The 420-nt window shown below is 71.2% G+C and carries 1 pseudogene; it reads left to right on the top strand.

The features are described from left to right. Positions 1-420 (top strand): annotated as a pseudogene (locus AX737_RS24695) (porin family protein); the annotation flags it as partial.

Here is a 420-nt window from a genome sequence, read left to right as displayed (position 1 = left end):
CAACCCGAACGGCCTCTCGAGCCTCGACTACTTCGGCACCGTGCGCGGCCGCCTCGGCTACGCCTTCGACCGCACCCTCGTGTACGCCACCGGCGGCTTCGCCTACGGCTCGGGCGGCGGCCGTGACTTCGGCCTGCCGAACGCCTCGCGTGACGAGTTCCAGACCGGCTACGCCGTCGGCGGCGGCATCGAGTACGCCCTGCCCACCGACTCGTTCCTGAACTTCTTCCGCTCCTCGGCCGTGACGCTGAAGGTGGAAGGTCTCTACGTGAACCTCGACCAGGGCAACCGCAACAACGGCGTGTTCGCCACCACCCCGGCCGGCGGCCTCGTCGGCATCGGCTCCCCGGGCGTCGCCCTCGTCTCCGGCGTCACCAACAGCCGCCGCGACACCGAGTTCGCCGTCGTCCGCGCCGGCGT

It is taken from the genome of Methylobacterium sp. CCH5-D2 (genome assembly GCF_001556475.1).
Taxonomy (GTDB): Bacteria; Pseudomonadota; Alphaproteobacteria; order Rhizobiales; family Beijerinckiaceae; genus Methylobacterium; species Methylobacterium hispanicum.
The sequence above is the reverse complement of the archived record's forward strand: the minus strand, read 5'-3'. Positions and strand labels throughout refer to the sequence as shown.